The organism is Hyphomonas sp. CY54-11-8 (assembly GCF_000682735.1).
Classification (GTDB): domain Bacteria; phylum Pseudomonadota; class Alphaproteobacteria; order Caulobacterales; family Hyphomonadaceae; genus Hyphomonas.
Genome location: NZ_AWFD01000006.1, coordinates 99,960 through 115,901 on the forward strand (window position 1 = coordinate 99,960; position 15,942 = coordinate 115,901).

Here is a 15,942-nt window from a genome sequence, read left to right on the forward strand (position 1 = left end):
CTCAGGCGTCCCGGAACCGGTTGGTGATCGGATAGCGCCGGTCGCGGCCGAAATTCTTGCCGCCGATCTTCACGCCCGGCGGGGCCTGGCGGCGTTTGTACTCGGCGATGTAGAGCAGGTGCTCGATCCGCTTCACCACAGCCGGGTCATGCCCGCGGGCGATGATGTCTTCCACGTCTTCCTCGCCCTCGACCAGGCCGCGCAGGATATCGTCCAGCACGTCATACGGGGGCAGGGAGTCCTCGTCCTTCTGGTCCTCGCGCAGCTCCGCGCTCGGCGGCTTGGTGATGATCCGCATCGGGATCACTTCCCCGCCCGGCCCCAGCGCGCCTTTCGGCACAGCCATGTTGCGCCAGCGTGCCAGCTCGAACACTTCGGTCTTCCAGAAATCCTTCAGCGCATTATAGCCGCCGCACATGTCGCCATAGAGCGTCGCATAGCCGACGGCCATCTCGCTCTTGTTACCGGTGGTCACCACCATGTGCCCGAATTTGTTCGACAACGCCATCAGCGTCACCGCGCGCAGGCGGGACTGGATATTCTCTTCTGTGGTGTCCGGCTTCAGGTCCGCGAACTGTTCGCTTAACATCTCGTCCAGCGCATTCACGCCGGGGCGGATATTGATCGTGTCATAGCGCGCGCCCAGCGCCTCGGCGCACAGTTTCGCGTCTTCCAGACTGTCAGAGGACGTATATTTCGACGGCAGCATCACACACCACACGCGCTCCGGCCCGAGCGCGTCCACCGCAATCGCGGCCGTCAGCGCGGAATCAATCCCGCCGCTCATGCCCAGCACGACGCCGGGGAAGCGGTTCTTGTTGACGTAATCGCCGAGCGCCAGCACCGCCGCGCGGTATTCGGCCTCCCAGCCGCTGGTCAGCTCTACCTGGCTGTCGCTTGAGAACTGATGCGTCTCGCCATCGAAATTGACCAGCGCCGTGCCGGTGACGAAATCGCCCAGCAGCTGGTGCTCGGTCCCGTCGAAATCGACGGCATAGCTCGCCCCGTCGAAGACCAGTTCGTCCTGCCCGCCCACCTGGTTCACGAAGAGGTACGGCACGCCCGTCTTCGTCCAGGCGGAGAAGCTCGTGTGCCGCTCCACCTGCACGGTGCGGCGCCAGGGGCTGCCATTCGGCACGATCAGCATTTCGGCGCCCGCCTCGGCCAGCGCAGAGGGCACGCGCGGATACCAGATGTCCTCACAGATCGCGAGGCCGACAGAGATACCGTTCAGATCGAACACGGGCAGGGGGCCTTCGCCGGCATCGAAGATGCGCTTCTCGTCGAATACGCCATAGTTCGGCAGCTCGCGCTTGTCATAGCGCCCGGCCACCGCGCCATCTTTCAGCAGCACGGCGGAATTGTGCCGTTTCTTCCCGTCCATCCAGGGGCTGCCGATGATCACGGCCGGTCCGCCCGCGGTCTCCACGGCGAGGTCCTGCACCGCCTTCATGGAATCTTCCACGGCGGCCGGTTTCAGCACCAGATCCTCGGCCGGATAGCCGAGAATGAACAGTTCGGAGAGGACAAGCAGGTCAGCGCCCTTGTCCTTGGCCTCGGCATACGCCCCGTGCGCCAGCTCAAGGTTCCCCTTGATGTCCCCCACCACAGGATTGAGCTGCGCGACCAGGATTTTCAGATTTTTGCTCATGAAGAGCATTTAGGCTGGAAGGCGCGGGGGGGCAATCGCGGGCGTGGAAGTTTTGATCCACATCCGCTTAATTGCATTTCCTGCACCTCAATTTCCGGTGGCGTAGGCGCGAATTTCCTTGCCTTCCTTGTCAGCAATCAGCAGCAGATCCGGCCCCAATGCGTTGCGAATACTGGGGACTGCGCTGACCGCGCCGAGGCCGATATCGATGTAGCTGGGTCCGAGGAGTGGCAGAAAGCCCCATTGGCCATTCGGCTCCGGCGGAATGATCGCCGCATCCGGCTGGGCGGTAAATACGACAGCGTCAGGAGACGTTTCTGTAATGACAACGATTTCCGGAAAGTTGTCCCCGTTGAGATCATCCAGAAGGACGTCTGCGGGTACGCCTTTACTCCAGTTATAAGTGCCTTGGATGATTTCTCGGTTTACATTTGTACCGATGATAACAAGCCTGTGGGTCCCGTTATGCTTTCCGTCAGTGAAGACAAGTGCCATGCCCGTACCGAAATCGGAAAACCTGCCAATGCGTGTGGAGGCCACAAGCTGCAGGGACTCCGATGTCTGCAAATCCAGTTCGGTGATTTCAGGCGCGCCATATTCGGATGTGTAAGGATCTGCGTATACCGACTGCTTGTAGTGGTAAATTTCGTTCGTATCCGAATTCAGTGCGACCACATCGGGCAATGTGATCATGGTAGGGTCGTAAGAATTGTAAGTTTGTCCCTGCAGGGGATTCTCGGCGGCATAGATCGCACAAAATGACTCGACAGTTCCGAAAGTCCTGTAAAGCGGGACTTCTGGTGGACTTCCCTGGTATCCATTTTTGGTGTCTATGAGGCTGAAGCCTCCCTCACGCGAGCCGATAAGCATAGGGCCATTCCAGTTGTTGAATGGCTTGGTGATCCGATAGGAAGCACACGGGCTCTTCACAGGTAGAGATAGAACGTTTTCCAGAGTTTCTTCCGCGTCGTATTGCACGAACACTTTCAGCCGGTTTGTGGCTTCTTCAAGAACGGCGAAGCTGGACCAGTAATACTGGCTTGCACCCATAACATGCGCAGATGCGAAGCTCGCAGGCTTGGTCGGATCTTCCAAAATAGAAGCCGGGTTCACGATCCCCAGTTCATCCGCTGGCGAAAGTCCAAGCTGCTGAATACGGAGTTTTTCTCCAGTAGGAAGTTCTGTCGCAACAAATGCTGCATTTGCTCCACTCATCGAAAATGAAATTCGGTTGTCAACAAAAACGGCTTCCACAGGATCGTCGAACGAGAGTGTGTCAAGGAGGGCTGGTTCCGCGTCAAAACGCGGTTCCTGATGAATATCCGTGAACGTTATATCCAGGCTTTGCTTCGACTCATTCGTTCCGTCGCTGACCGTTACTTCAAAAGTTGCGACACTTGTCTCGTTCAGTTCAGGGACCCGGAGTTCTGCGAGAACTTCCATCGATGTATCGGGGATATCGACTGCGGGGCCACTCAACTGCGCCCAGGAAAATGTCAAAGGATCGCTTTCGGGATCCGAAGTGCCTGAAGCGTCCAAAGTAAACGTCTGGCCTTCATCCGGAGTAGAATTGTCCACCGCAGTCACAATTGCCGGCGCTGCATTCGCAGGCGGTGGTGGTGGGGGCGGCGGTGGAGAGGTCGTCGTCGGGGTAGAAGTGCCGCCACCGCCACCCCCACCGCCACATGCCGCAAGGGCCAGTACGCTCGCAGATAGAAATAGAAGCGCCGTGCGCTTTGCGGAATTTACCGGCATGTTCTGCCCCCCTAGAAATCTCAATCACCCTTCATCAACCAAAGGTGTCAATATTTTTAGGCTCCTGTTCTGTAATAAGCAAAGCAGATTCTTTGATTTTGGGGAGCGGTGGTTGGTTTGGAGCGTCAAACTTATAAGAGATCGGTCGATCTCCTGAATTCGTTTCTACTTCCTGCCGGGCGCAAGAGCGTGGACGCATCTGTTTACAGCCCCACCTGAAACCGGCACCCATAGGCCTCACTGCAAACACGGGAGCGTCCATCATGACCGAAGGAATGCGTTTTACGACGCCGCGCCACAGGGAGGTCTATGTCGCCTATGGGACGGTCTATGACTGTGTCGATGCGCTGGCGGCGATCCTGTTCATCATCGGCTCGGTCCTGTTTTTCGGGGAGGCGACGCAGACAGTGGGGACGTGGCTGTTCCTGGTCGGCTCTGTCTGTTTTGCCATCCGCCCGGTCGTACACGTCATGCGCGACGTGCACATGCGGCGGCTGCCGAAGACGTAGGGGCGGCCCGCCCAGCCCGCGTAAGCATGGTCTATACACGGTGTATTCAAGGTGTTGTTCATTGCCCGGCGGGGCACTTATCCACCACTTCAGGCGCGTTTGCGCAGGAGCCCGGCGAGCATAAGCGCGGTCGCGATCAGCATCGCGATGGAGAGCCCCATCAGCAGCGTCGCGACGATGTTTTCCTGAAACGGCGTGCCGGTATGGCCGGAGCCTGAGATCGGCATCAGTGCGCTCGCGCCCCAGGCGGCGGCGAGGAACACGGTCGCCCAATTGGCGGTCGTGCCGAACAGGAACAGGCCAAACGCCGTCTTCTTCAGCGCCGGGCCGAGGTGCACCCGGTCCCAGATTGCGCCAATGGCGATCAGGAAAGTGCCGTTCATCAGGCCCTCCAGATGCGAGGACAGTCCCATCCGCGGATTGAGCAAAAGCGGCCCGACAAAGCCTGTGACGAGGCCCAGCAGGAACAGGCCCGCCCCGAAGATGAGCAGCCAGTCTTTCTGTGAGTACATTGTTTTCGCTCCCCTTATTTTTCGGGGAGTGTGCGCCTGTTTGGCCTAGATATCCAGATCTTCCACAAAGGCCGCGTTTTCCTGGATGAAGCGGAAGCGCAGCTCGGCCTTCTTGCCCATCAGCGTGTTGATGAGTTCGGCAGGCTTCATCTCGGTCAGCTCGTCCATGGAATCCGGCAGCGTCACGCGGGCGAGCGTGCGGGTTGCCGGGTTCATCGTGGTCTCTTTCAGCTGCGCCGGGTTCATCTCGCCGAGACCTTTGAAGCGCGTCATGTCGACTTTCTGGTTCGGCTTGAAGTGTTCCTTCATCTTCGCCGCGCGGTCTTCATCGTCCATGGCGTAGACGATCGTGCCCTTGTTGGAGAGCTTGTAGAGCGGCGGCATGGCCAGGAAAAGCCGTCCGGATTCAATGAGTCCCGGCGTCATCCGGTAGAAGAAGGTGATCAGCAGCGCCGCGATGTGGGCGCCGTCCACGTCGGCGTCGGTCATGATGATGATGCGCTCATAGCGCAGGTCATCGATGGCGAATTTCTTGCCGAGCTGGGTGCCGAGGGCCAGGGCGAGATCATTGATCTCCTGGTTGGCCATCATCTTGTCGAGCGAGGCGCTCTCGACGTTCAGGATCTTGCCGCGGAGCGGCAGGATGGCCTGCGTTTTCCGGTCGCGCGCCTGCTTGGCGCTGCCGCCAGCCGAGTCTCCCTCGACGAGGAACAGCTCGGTTTCGTCCGGACCTTTTTCGGAGCAGTCCGCCAGCTTGCCGGGCAGGCGCAGCTTCTTGGTCGCGGACTTGCGGTTGATTTCTTTCTGTTTCCTGCGGCGCGCGCGCTCATCGGCGCGGTCGATCGCCCAGGTCAGCAGCTTATCGGCTTCCTTCGGGGATCCGGCCAGCCAGTGGTCGAACCGGTCGCGCACGGCGTTCTCGACGAGGCGGAACGCGGCGGTGGTCGATAGCTTGTCCTTCGTCTGGCCAACGAATTCCGGGCCGCGGATGAAGACGCTGAGCAAGAGGCCGGAGTGGCCCATGATGTCGTCGGCGGTGATGTCGCCGGCCTTCTTGTTGCCGGTCAGCTCACCGAAATTGCGCAGGCCCTTGGTGATGGCCGAGCGGAAGCCCGCCTCGTGCGTGCCGCCTTCCGGCGTCGGGATCGTATTACAATAGGAGCGGGCAAAGCCGTCGCTCTCGCCGAAGCCGGCCTGCGTCCAAGCGATGGCCCACTCGACCTTGCCTTCCGCGCCCATGTCAACGAGACCCGTGAAAGGCGCTTCGGTGATCGTCGCTTTACCGCCGAACACCTCTGCCAGCTGGTCGGCGAGGCCGTTCGGGTAGGAGAGGACGGCCTCTGCCGGGATCTTGGAGTCTTCCGGCAGGAGGGACGCGTCGCAGTTCCAGCGCACTTCGACGCCGCGATAGAGATAGGCTTTCGAGCGCGCCATCTGGAACAGGCGCGCCGGGCGCCAGCGCATCTTCTCGCCGAAGATCTGGTGGTCCGGCTTGAACTTGACCGACGTGCCGCGCCGGTTCGGGGCCGCGCCGACCTTCTCCAGCTTGCCTTCGACGAGGCCGCGGGAGAAGCACTGGCGGTAAAGCCGCTTGTCGCGGGCCACCTCGACTTCCACATGCTCCGAAAGCGCGTTTACCACCGAGATACCCACGCCATGAAGGCCGCCGGCGGTGGCGTAGGCCTTGTCCGAGAACTTCCCGCCCGAGTGCAGCGTGGTCATGATGACTTCGAGGGCGGATTTCTTGGGGAATTTCGGGTGCGGGTCGACCGGGATGCCCCGGCCATTGTCCGTGACGGTCAGGTAGCCTTCGGCGTCGAGATTGATCTCGATCCGGTTGGCATGGCCGGCGACGGCTTCGTCCATGGCATTGTCCAGCACCTCGGCGAAGAGGTGGTGATAGGCGCGCTCGTCCGTGCCGCCGATATACATACCGGGGCGTTTACGGACAGGCTCGAGGCCTTCGAGGACTTCAATGTCCTTGGCGGAGTAACCGGACGTGTCGGAGCTCATTTGGTCGAACAGCTTTGCTTGCTTGGCGGCGGCCATTTATGGTCTCCCTTAAGGGCGTCACGAGTCAGTGTCGATATTGGGGGAACATCAATGACTGCCACGATTAACACTACATTAACCCTGGCCAGCGGACTGACATTCCCCAACCGTCTTGTGAAAGCGGCAATGACAGAGGGATTGGCTGATTCGCGCAACCGGGTCACTGAGGCACATGTCACGCTCTACCGGCGCTGGGCCGAAGGGGGCCTTGGCGGCATCATCACCGGCAATGTCCAGATCGACCCCGACCACCTCGAACAAGTGGGGAATGTCGTCATCGGCCCGAAGGTCTCGAATGAGGAACTGGACGGGTTCGCCCGCTGGGCGGAGGCGGCGAAAAGCCATGGCGCGGTGCTGGTCATGCAGGTCAGCCATGCCGGCCGGCAGACGCCGAAACTGGTAAATCCGCGGCCGGCTGCGCCGAGCCCTGTGGCGCTTGGCCTGCCGGGCGGCCAGTTCGGATCGCCCCGCGAGATGACGGCGGATGAGATCCAGGCCGTGATCGAAGGCTTCGGCCGGGCCGCGAAAGTCGCGAAACAGACCGGGTTTGACGGCATTCAGGTCCATGCCGCCCATGGTTACCTCCTGTCCTCCTTCCTGTCGCCGCTGGCCAATCAGCGCCAGGACGAATGGGGCGGCCCGCTTGAAAACCGGGCAAGATTGCTGGTCGCCTGCGTGAAAGAGGCGAAGGCGGCGGCGGGCCCCGGTTTTTCCGTGTCGGTGAAACTGAATTCCGCAGACTTCCAGAAAGGCGGCTTCAGCTTTGAGGACTGCCTCGGCGTGATCGACCTCCTCGATACGCTGAACGTTGATTTCGTGGAGATTTCCGGCGGCAATTACGAGCAGCCGAAAATGATGGATCAGGAAGGCCTGCAGCCGGCCTTCGACCAGCCGGTGGCCGAGTCGACCCGCGCGCGGGAGGCCTACTTCCTGAAATACGCCCGCGCCGTACAGGACCGGGCGAAGATGCCCCTGATGGTCACCGGCGGTTTCCGCACTGTGGCTGCGATGAACGACGCCTTGGCGGCGGGCGAGGCGGACCTGATCGGGCTTGGCCGGCCGCTTTGTGTCGATACGGCTGCGCCGGCCCGCCTGCTGGACGGCTCGCAGGACGCGCTGGACCGGTGGGAGCAGAAACTGCGCATCGGGCCGGGCCTGCTGGGGCCGCACTCACCGATCAAACTCGTCAAGGCGCTTAACGGTTTCGGCGCCATGGGGTGGTATTATGAGCAGCTGAAACGGCTCGGTGCGGGAGGGGAGCCAGATGAGAAACTTGGCGTTCTGTCGGCTTTTCTGGCCAATCAGAAATCGGAAAAGGCTGCCGCAAAGGCATGGCGGGCCGCAGCGCCCTGATTGCAGGCAGGGGCGGGGTAAATCACAATTTTGTTGCGCAGGGGCCGGGTTGAAGCGGCCGTTGCCACTCTCCACATCTGGTACATCGCCCGACTCCCGTCATCATTGGCAGGTAGGGTCACATGGTCGCCGCCAGGCGGGACCATAATACGAAGGAGGCAGTTACATGCCAAAGACCAAGAACCTTCCGGTGTTGCCGCTTCGGGACATCGTGGTTTTTCCCGACATGGTCGCCCCGCTCTTTGTGGGCCGCGACAAGTCGGTTCGCGCCCTCGAAATGATCGAAGAGGCAGACAATGAAATCATGCTGGTGGCCCAGCTGGATGCCGCGATCGACGATCCCGGCTCCGATGACGTGCACGAAACCGGTACGATCGCCACCATCCTCCAGCTTCTGAAGCTGCCCGACGGCACCGTGAAAGTGCTGGTCGAAGGCAAGACACGTGCACGCGTGAACGAGCTGATCGACCGCGGCGACTATTTCGAAGCCGAAGTCGAAACGCTGGAAGAAGCCGAAACGGACAATTCCGACGTGCAGGCCCTGATGCGGGCCGTGCAGGAGCAGTTCGAGAATTACGTCAAGCTGAACCGCAAGATCCCGCCGGAATCGGTGGGCACGATTGCGGCGATGACCGATGCCGGCCGTCTGGCTGACTCGGTGGCGTCGAACCTCTCGGTCAAGCTCTCCGACAAGCAGGAACTGCTCGAACTCACGGACGTGAAGGAACGCCTCGAAAAGGTCTTCGCGCTCATGGAGAGCGAGATGGGCATGCTGCAGATGGAGCGGAAAATCAAAAACCGCGTCAAGCGGCAGATGGAGAAGACCCAGCGCGAGTATTATCTTAACGAGCAGATGAAGGCGATCCAGCGCGAGCTGGGTGAGCAGGGCGAAGGCGGCGAGCGCGACGAGCTGGCCGAACTGGAAGCCCGCATCAAGGAAACGCCGCTGTCCGAAGAGGCCCGCAACAAGGCCGAAGCCGAAATGAAGAAGCTGCGGCAGATGTCGCCGATGTCGGCGGAATCCACCGTTGTGCGGAACTATCTCGACTGGCTGCTCGCCCTGCCATGGGGCACGCGCAAGGACATCGAGACCGACCTGATCAAAGCCGAGCATCAGCTCGACGACGATCACTACGGCCTCGAAAAGGTGAAAGAGCGGATTCTCGAATATCTCGCCGTGCAGAAACGCACCGGTAAGATGAAGGGGCCGATCCTCTGCCTCGTCGGCCCTCCGGGTGTCGGTAAGACCTCGCTCGGCCGGTCCATCGCCGAAGCCACGGGACGCGATTTCGTGCGCGTGTCGCTGGGCGGCGTGCGTGACGAGAGCGAGATCCGCGGCCACCGCCGGACCTATATCGGCTCGATGCCGGGACGCATCATCCAGTCGCTGAAGAAGGTGAAGTCGGGTAACCCGCTGTTCCTTCTGGACGAGATCGACAAGATGGGCATGGACCATCGCGGCGATCCGGCCTCGGCCCTCTTGGAAGTGCTCGACCCGGAGCAGAACTCGACGTTCAACGACCACTATCTGGAAGTCGACTACGACCTTTCGGATGTGATGTTCGTGACGACGGCGAACTCGCTCAACATGCCCCAGCCCTTGCTGGACCGTATGGAGATCATCCGCATCGCCGGGTACACGGAAGATGAGAAGCTGGAGATCACCAAGCGCCACCTGATCCCTCAGGTGCGTGAGGATCACGGCCTTGCCGAAGACGAGTTCGTCGTCACCGACCAGGCCATCCGCGACCTCATCCGCTACTACTCCCGCGAAGCCGGTGTCCGTAGCCTGAAGCGTGAGATTGCGCGCCTGGCCCGCAAGGCCGTGCGCAAGCTGGCAGAGCAGGGCGAAGGCGCAACGCTGACCGTGACGCCGGAAAATCTCGGCGAGTTCGCGGGCGTGCGGAAGTTCCGTTACGGCCTTGCCGACGAGACCGATCAGGTGGGCGCCGTCACCGGCCTTGCCTGGACCGAGACGGGCGGCGACCTCCTCACCATCGAGGCGGTCAAGATGCCCGGCCGCGGGAACATGAAGGTCACTGGCAACCTGCGCGACGTGATGAAGGAATCGATCCAGGCGGCGAGCTCGCTCGTCCGGTCCCGGTCGGTGATGCTCGGCATCAAGCCGACGGTCTTCAACACGACGGACATCCACGTCCACGTGCCGGATGGCGCTACGCCGAAGGACGGCCCGTCTGCCGGTGTCGCCATGACTACGGCCATCGTCTCGCTGCTGACCGGCAACCCGGTCGACCGCGAGGTCGCGATGACCGGCGAGATCTCGCTGCGTGGCAAGGTCCTGCCTATCGGCGGCCTCAAGGAGAAGCTGCTCGCAGCCCTCCGCGGCGGCATCAAGACGGTCCTCATTCCGGAGGAGAACGAGAAAGATCTCGACGAGATTCCGGAGAACGTGAAGACGGGCCTGAAGATCGTGCCGGTCTCTGACATCAATGAGGTGCTGGAGATTGCGCTGACCCGGCCGCTGACCCCGATCGAATGGTCGGAAGCTGACGAAGCGGCGCTGCATGCGTCGCTGTCCGGGCAGGGCAGCGGATCGGGCAACCAGCCCCGCGCCCACTGAGGCTCGGCAAACTAAAAACACGAGGCGGCCGCTTCTTCTGGAGCGGCCGTCTTGCTTTTTGTTCCAAGGCCCGGCATGAACGCGCCCGGATGGGCGGTTAGCTCAGTTGGTAGAGCATCTCGTTTACACCGAGAGGGTCAGCGGTTCGAGCCCGTTACCGCCCACCATTCTTTTCAAGGCATTATGGCTTTCCGCTGCGAATTCGGTCTGTAAACCGGCCCGCCAGTCTTGCATTCTAGAGCTCTGCGAGCACGTCTTGCACGATCTGACTTCGGCTATCTTGGATCAGCTGGAAGGGAATGGGGGCAAATTCAGGTGAGTTCATATTCCTACCACAGCGTCATGCCGCACCGTGTGGCTGTCACGTGCTCCGAATGCGCCGGCGAAGCCGTTTTCGAGTTTGCTGAAAATGTTCGGATCAAAACCAACGCAGATCTGGGGTGGTTCCAGAATTCGAAACATTTCGAATGCCACAAAATGGAAGATCCGAACGGGCAGTCTTATAATGTCGCGACGTACTACCATAAGCTGGCGGGCAATGACCTGCCGGCAGTTGGCGACCTTCCGGCGGGTTATCGCATGGAAGACTGGGCGCATTCAGACCGTAAATTTCGTCCTTTGGGAGACTGGCGTGGCACCCTCATTTGCGCGTCGTGTGGTGTGCGCAGAAAACATGTTCTGGATTGGCCGAAGGAAGCTTTCTACCAAGTCGAGTACAGGAACCACACGCTCTGGGCTTTCGACCGCGCCAGCGTCTTGGAACTGGCGGAGTTCATTGATGCCTCTCAACGAAAGCCTGACGATTTTACATATTGGCCGTTCCTGATGAAAATTCCTCAAGTCTTCCTGACAAAGCAGGCGCGGGAGACGGTCGTGAAGCGCTTGAGAAAGAGGCTTGGGTAATATGGGCTCCTCGGCAAACTTCGTGGACGCAAACGGGGTCAATTTGACTTGCTGGCTGGATTGGTATGACGGCCCGGTGTCCGGGCTCGCGCGATGGCAGGGCAAAGACGTCTGGTTCCGCCTTGCGAGCGATGCGGGAGAAGAGACCCGTACCTATGAGATATTTGACCTTGCACCGGAACAGGTCGCCGAAAGCCTGGCATGGTTTGAAGAAAAGCGTGACTGGTTTGAAAACCGCGCGCCGCGCATCCGAAAGATAAGACGTGACGTAGCTGACAAGGCTGAACAGGAGCGCTTGATTGCAGCGCAAGGATTGTCTTTGCGTCAATGGACGGGTCCCGAGATTACCTCGAATGCGATTGCGCGGTTCAGCGATGAGCACATGGGGGCTGACTGGTTCGACTCCGAGCGTTGGTGCCCGGTACAAGACCAGCAAAATTAGGCCTAGGAAATGCCATTGTTTTAGGTCGTGATAAGCCAGATTGAACTGATCAAGCATTTTACCCGGGGGAATATATTCATGAGATTTGTTTTGGTTGCGGCATTGTCGATGCTCGCGATGAGCTGCCACGCGGAAACCGATTGCGAGTTTCCCGAAGAGATGTGCACGGCACAGGCGGCGTTTGATCTGGCCGATACGGAGATGGCTGAGACTCTGGACGCAGTCCAGACGAAAATCGCAAACAATGGGTTCGAAGATTTCATGGTCGAGCCTGCGGACATCGCAGAAAGCTTGGAACTCGGGCAATCCGCCTGGACGAACTATCGGGATGAACATTGTACGGCCGTTTTTCGCCTGATGAGCGGCGGCACGTCCCGGCACGTGGATGAACTGGACTGCATGACGGAACTGACTGAAGCGCGAACAGTGCAATTGCGCGAGCTTTACGACGTCGCGCCATGATGCCAACCGAAGACGAGGTCATGGCGGTTCTCCGCCAGATCGAAACGGGTGACGTGACGCTGGTCCCGGAGCAGGATCCGCAGGAGCAGTTCAAGGGCGATATTCTGTACCGCGCCAGCAATGGCTGGACGGTCGAAGTCTCGAACTGGAGCGGTGAGTTCGCCGGGATCGTGGAGGTCGGTCTTCCGGACGGCTGCATTCTGGATATGGACCATTTTGAGCGGCACATGCCGAGGGTTGCCGAATACTTTCCCGATGAAGATGTCGCCTGGCGCGCATACTGCATGAAAGCGGTTGAGACAGGTTTCATCTATCTTTCGGAAGACAAGCTTGGCCGGTTTGCAGATGCTGAAGAGGGTGCGACGGTGTCAAACCCGTCCAACGAGCCGCCATGGATAATTGTGGATCAAAGCTTGCGGGATGTGACGGTCGCTCGCTGGCCGGGCCGGCTTTGGCTGGCTCAGGTTCTGGACGGGCTGGAGCCACAGGACCATCGTGGAAATTATACACGATGCGTTTCGGTGAAGATCCTCCGGGAGATGCCGACGCACTATTTGTTCGGTCCGTACGGGGAGCAGGTGGAGCAGGCCCTGCGTTTTGCGGGCGGCCTTGATCGCGAAGGTGCCGAAAGGCTCGCGAGTCATCGTCACGTGGACGCATCAGAACTCACCTCTCAAGGCTGGCATCGCTGGCAGGCATTGGTGACGAGGCAAGAAAATACGCCGGACCGGGACATGCGCGGAGTCGTGACAGCGGCGAACAATCTGAAATCACCTGTCGGCCACGGGCTGTCGCTTGCTCATCGCGCTGTCTGGGATGCGGCCGAGCGCATCGATGGGGCTGCGGCTTTTGAGGAAGACGAGGACGAGCGCTGGCTGATAGGGCCGTGGGCAGCTGCGGGCAGCGCCATGCTTGAAACCGTCTGGGGGCTCGGCGCGCCGGAACTGTTTGACGTGCCTGAGCGGGAAAAACTTCTGCGGGCATGGCAGAAGAGGCCGGGGCATGACGAAGTTTGAATGTTGACCTCAAAGTATTTTATCGACGGCTCCATTCTTCCCAGTACGACTTGCAAAGATTTTCCAAAAATTCGATCGAATAGCAGGTGTGGTTTGCATCCCAAACGGTTGCGATTTGTGTGCGGACAAAGAGGTCGCCTCCGATAAAGTCTGACGGAAAGGCATGTTGAGCACATGTGACTTTCACAGTGCCATCATCATCTTTTGCTTCGAGGATTTGCAGATCAGTGGACATAATAAATTCCAGATCCGTCAGCGTTCTCGACTCCTTTGTCTCATGGTCTGGCCAGGTCACGAATTTGATCGGGCCGGAAATTTCGAGTTCGACATGAAATCCCTTTAATTCCGGAGAAATCCTTTGAGCCAGATACAGGATGCCAACTTCAAGAATGAGCTTGTCCTGCTTCAGTTCGTATTGCTTAATTCCGCCGTCGTGAAAGAGTGAAAAAAGACGCGCTATGTCGCCGCTGCCTGTTATCATTTGAGGGTGACCTTTGTTCGGTGAGGCTTCATCATCACGTTCAGAGATGAGAATCGATCCAGATTTCTTGAGCGTGCGAACCGTGAAGACGCGGTAGAAGAGGCCTTAAGCGTGACGGTATTGCCCCAATAATTCTTGAGAGTAGACACCGTAAATTTCAGCTGCCCACATACCATTTCGGGTCATGATAGCCACCCCGACCCTCATGCACGACATTTATTTTATCAGACATTGTCCGCCTCGTTATTCCAATACCTGCCACTCGGTGATCGAAGTCGCCGGGCGGATCTCCCAGTTCTCACCGTCGCGGCTGCGATAAGCCGCATAGGAGGTGCAGCATCCTCCTGCGCCCAGTGCCTGGGTGCCGATTTCGATCTGGATATATTCCCCGTCAAATTCGAGGCGTTCTCTGACGCATTGTTGCGGCATGGGATAAGGCGCAGGTTCGAACAGGAGCGTCCAGTTGCCGGCACTGGCTTCACTCGGGTTCGATCGGTAGACTTTGCACGCCTTGATCCCGAACAGGGCCGCCCCACCATTGGTCAGTGGAAGCTCCACGACCGGCGTTGTAAATGTTGGGGGCTCAGAGTCGCTCACTTGATCCGTGTTCGCTGGATCTTTCGTGCAGGCGTGCAAAACCACCGTGAAACCAATCAACGCGATGAAGGAGTGTATGTTTCGGCGCGGCACAATCTGCAATCCACTCATTTTGATGTTACTCTTCATCTTCCCAAATAAAGGCGCAGTTTTCGTCTTCCAGGAAACCTTCCAGGCGTGCTTTGTCGCCTGCAAATACATAAGATTTGTCCGGCATGGGGACGGCATCATTCAGGACATCACGAATGAAGCCTTTGACCTCCGAATTCATGACGGCTTTGGAGCTGTATGGCAGACCGGCTTCCAGATAAGTCGAGCGTTCCACATATTTTTTAAGGCTAGCAATAACGGCATCATCATGCGCGCCTACACGCTTAAAGCTAAAGCTGACATGATCGTTGAGAATGATCCTGAAGATGATCTCCACATGGTCGTGGTAGACATAGATATCTCGCGACATCCCGTAATAGGATTTGAGATAGGCGCAGTCCTCGAAGTGCGTGATCAGTTTGCTCGATTTTGACATGATCACCCGGCAAACACATGGCTTAAGGCAATGATGAGTTTTGTGGTCATCTGTATGCTCATCCCCTCGGGACGGCTGACTTTCCAGTGGCCTGCGCTGGCCGACAGGGTGTCGCGGAAAGACATGACCCGATAGGCCATGTGCTTCTCGACATGCGTTTGTCCTTCATAATGCGCAGCAAGGGCATCTAGCGCCTCAAGGAAGCGTTCGAGCCGTTCGGTCTCGACATCATCGCTCATCCGGAATTTCATCAGCAGGCCGTCGTCGGCGTCATACTCATGCTGGAACACTGTGAAGGCGTCTTCAGTTTTCATGGTCCCCGGAATCATTTTGCCTGACTTCGGCGTGAAGCTAGCCCGGACAAGGTGTCGAGATAAAGGCGGCGATCGCCATAATTTGTTACCTTTCAAGCTTGTATGTTCGCTCGCAGGAGGGATGCATGTTCAGGCATTTTGATATACGCCCGGAAACCGCTTGGAGTGACTATGCCCGCAACGGCGTGCTGGCGGATCGTATCTATAACCTGGCCCTGCCCAGAGTGAACGACCAGGGATGGGCCTACATCAATCCAGCGAGCGGGGTTGGCATATTTGAAGATGCTGCAGGAAATTACCTGTGCCTCGAGACGGCCGATGAAGGTGCTGCAAATGTCATTCAGTCCATGCATTGCGGTCTGGAGGATGAGGCGCCTTCGGAGATGAAGACATTTGTTGATCAGTTCGTGGCGGATTTCGATCTGATCGTCGCGCTTAAAGAAGATACGTAACGCAACGCCAAATTCGATAGAGCAGCAAGGCGTCAGATCACCCGCTTGGGTGATGGAAGAGGGGGAAACTCATTGAGCCAAAGAAAAACATTTGTCACGACCATCAACGAAAGACGTGACTTTCCGTATTTGGGTGTTCACGAGAGCGAAGTTCCTGTGAGCGACTTTGCCGACCTAGCCAAAGATGCTGAGTTCATCAATTTCAATTCCAAAGCCGGAAATCAGGATCTACTGCCGGACTTCAAAGCCCTCCGGTATGTCAGCACGAATAAAATTACACCAGAATGTCCGTCGTCAGGTAATTTGAGACTTCAGGCTGCCTGACTTAAGGAGGGT

Annotated in this window: 17 protein-coding genes and 1 tRNA gene; 10 read left to right on the forward strand and 8 right to left on the reverse strand. The window is 58.7% G+C overall.

Annotated elements, in window-relative coordinates; all coding sequences use genetic code 11:
* Nucleotide 1: 1 nt before the first annotated feature.
* Both HY17_RS06850 and HY17_RS06855 read right to left on the reverse strand, forming a co-directional pair.
* Nucleotides 2-1,651 (reverse strand): NAD+ synthase, encoded by a 1,650-nt coding sequence (locus HY17_RS06850; protein ID WP_034764853.1) that lies wholly within the window; start codon nucleotides 1,649-1,651, stop codon nucleotides 2-4.
* Nucleotides 1,652-1,738: 87 nt separating this feature from the next.
* A complete protein-coding gene (locus HY17_RS06855; protein WP_155843552.1) occupies nucleotides 1,739-3,406 on the reverse strand; it encodes a hypothetical protein in 1,668 nt (555 codons plus the stop codon).
* A gap of 263 nt (nucleotides 3,407-3,669) precedes the next feature.
* Between HY17_RS06855 and HY17_RS06860 the strand changes: the two genes are divergently transcribed.
* The gene (locus tag HY17_RS06860; RefSeq protein WP_051599792.1) at nucleotides 3,670-3,915 is read left to right on the forward strand and encodes a YrhK family protein; all 246 of its coding nucleotides are present in this window, start codon (nucleotides 3,670-3,672) and stop codon (nucleotides 3,913-3,915) included.
* Between the two features lie 89 nt (nucleotides 3,916-4,004).
* Here the strand turns inward: HY17_RS06860 and HY17_RS06865 are convergent, their stop codons facing one another.
* Entirely contained in the window at nucleotides 4,005-4,427 is a 423-nt protein-coding gene (locus tag HY17_RS06865) for a hypothetical protein (protein ID WP_034764715.1), read from the reverse strand.
* Nucleotides 4,428-4,472: 45 nt separating this feature from the next.
* Nucleotides 4,473-6,476: a DNA topoisomerase IV subunit B gene (gene parE, locus HY17_RS06870; protein WP_034764716.1), complete on the reverse strand. Its 2,004-nt coding sequence runs from the start codon at nucleotides 6,474-6,476 to the stop codon at nucleotides 4,473-4,475.
* A 54-nt stretch (nucleotides 6,477-6,530) separates the two neighbouring features.
* Between parE and HY17_RS06875 the strand changes: the two genes are divergently transcribed.
* The 7 genes from HY17_RS06875 to HY17_RS06905 all read left to right on the forward strand — a co-directional run bounded on the left by HY17_RS06875 (nucleotide 6,531) and on the right by HY17_RS06905 (nucleotide 13,236).
* Nucleotides 6,531-7,832: an NADH:flavin oxidoreductase/NADH oxidase family protein gene (locus HY17_RS06875; protein ID WP_034764718.1), complete on the forward strand. Its 1,302-nt coding sequence runs from the start codon at nucleotides 6,531-6,533 to the stop codon at nucleotides 7,830-7,832.
* A 166-nt stretch (nucleotides 7,833-7,998) separates the two neighbouring features.
* A complete protein-coding gene (gene lon / locus HY17_RS06880) occupies nucleotides 7,999-10,413 on the forward strand; it encodes an endopeptidase La (protein WP_034764720.1) in 2,415 nt (804 codons plus the stop codon).
* Between the two features lie 91 nt (nucleotides 10,414-10,504).
* Nucleotides 10,505-10,580, forward strand: a tRNA-Val gene (locus tag HY17_RS06885).
* A 148-nt stretch (nucleotides 10,581-10,728) separates the two neighbouring features.
* Nucleotides 10,729-11,316 carry a hypothetical protein gene (locus tag HY17_RS06890; RefSeq protein ID WP_197020240.1) on the forward strand — a complete coding sequence of 196 codons (588 nt, stop codon included), beginning with the start codon at nucleotides 10,729-10,731 and terminating at the stop codon, nucleotides 11,314-11,316.
* Between the two features lies 1 nt (nucleotide 11,317).
* Nucleotides 11,318-11,758, forward strand: a complete 441-nt coding sequence (locus HY17_RS06895; RefSeq protein WP_034764724.1) for a hypothetical protein — start codon at nucleotides 11,318-11,320, stop codon at nucleotides 11,756-11,758.
* A 78-nt stretch (nucleotides 11,759-11,836) separates the two neighbouring features.
* Nucleotides 11,837-12,220, forward strand: coding sequence for a lysozyme inhibitor LprI family protein (locus HY17_RS06900; protein ID WP_139068931.1), 384 nt, complete (start codon nucleotides 11,837-11,839; stop codon nucleotides 12,218-12,220).
* Entirely contained in the window at nucleotides 12,217-13,236 is a 1,020-nt protein-coding gene (locus tag HY17_RS06905) for a hypothetical protein (RefSeq protein WP_034764739.1), read from the forward strand. Before HY17_RS06900 ends, HY17_RS06905 begins: the two co-directional genes overlap by 4 nt.
* Before the next feature lie 19 nt (nucleotides 13,237-13,255).
* On the opposite strand, the gene HY17_RS06910 is transcribed toward HY17_RS06905, so the two are convergent.
* The 4 genes from HY17_RS06910 to HY17_RS06925 form a co-directional block, all read right to left on the reverse strand.
* Nucleotides 13,256-13,717, reverse strand: coding sequence for a hypothetical protein (locus tag HY17_RS06910; RefSeq protein ID WP_034764741.1), 462 nt, complete (start codon nucleotides 13,715-13,717; stop codon nucleotides 13,256-13,258).
* A 243-nt stretch (nucleotides 13,718-13,960) separates the two neighbouring features.
* Nucleotides 13,961-14,425 carry a hypothetical protein gene (locus HY17_RS19290; protein WP_051599793.1) on the reverse strand — a complete coding sequence of 155 codons (465 nt, stop codon included), beginning with the start codon at nucleotides 14,423-14,425 and terminating at the stop codon, nucleotides 13,961-13,963.
* A 7-nt stretch (nucleotides 14,426-14,432) separates the two neighbouring features.
* Nucleotides 14,433-14,840, reverse strand: coding sequence for a hypothetical protein (locus HY17_RS06920; RefSeq protein ID WP_034764743.1), 408 nt, complete (start codon nucleotides 14,838-14,840; stop codon nucleotides 14,433-14,435).
* A 2-nt stretch (nucleotides 14,841-14,842) separates the two neighbouring features.
* The gene (locus HY17_RS06925; protein ID WP_139068982.1) at nucleotides 14,843-15,154 is read right to left on the reverse strand and encodes a hypothetical protein; all 312 of its coding nucleotides are present in this window, start codon (nucleotides 15,152-15,154) and stop codon (nucleotides 14,843-14,845) included.
* A gap of 125 nt (nucleotides 15,155-15,279) precedes the next feature.
* Between HY17_RS06925 and HY17_RS06930 the strand changes: the two genes are divergently transcribed.
* Both HY17_RS06930 and HY17_RS20200 read left to right on the forward strand, forming a co-directional pair.
* Entirely contained in the window at nucleotides 15,280-15,606 is a 327-nt protein-coding gene (locus tag HY17_RS06930; protein ID WP_034764753.1) for a hypothetical protein, read from the forward strand.
* Nucleotides 15,607-15,678: 72 nt separating this feature from the next.
* Nucleotides 15,679-15,930: a hypothetical protein gene (locus HY17_RS20200; RefSeq protein ID WP_155843556.1), complete on the forward strand. Its 252-nt coding sequence runs from the start codon at nucleotides 15,679-15,681 to the stop codon at nucleotides 15,928-15,930.
* Nucleotides 15,931-15,942: the final 12 nt, after the last annotated feature.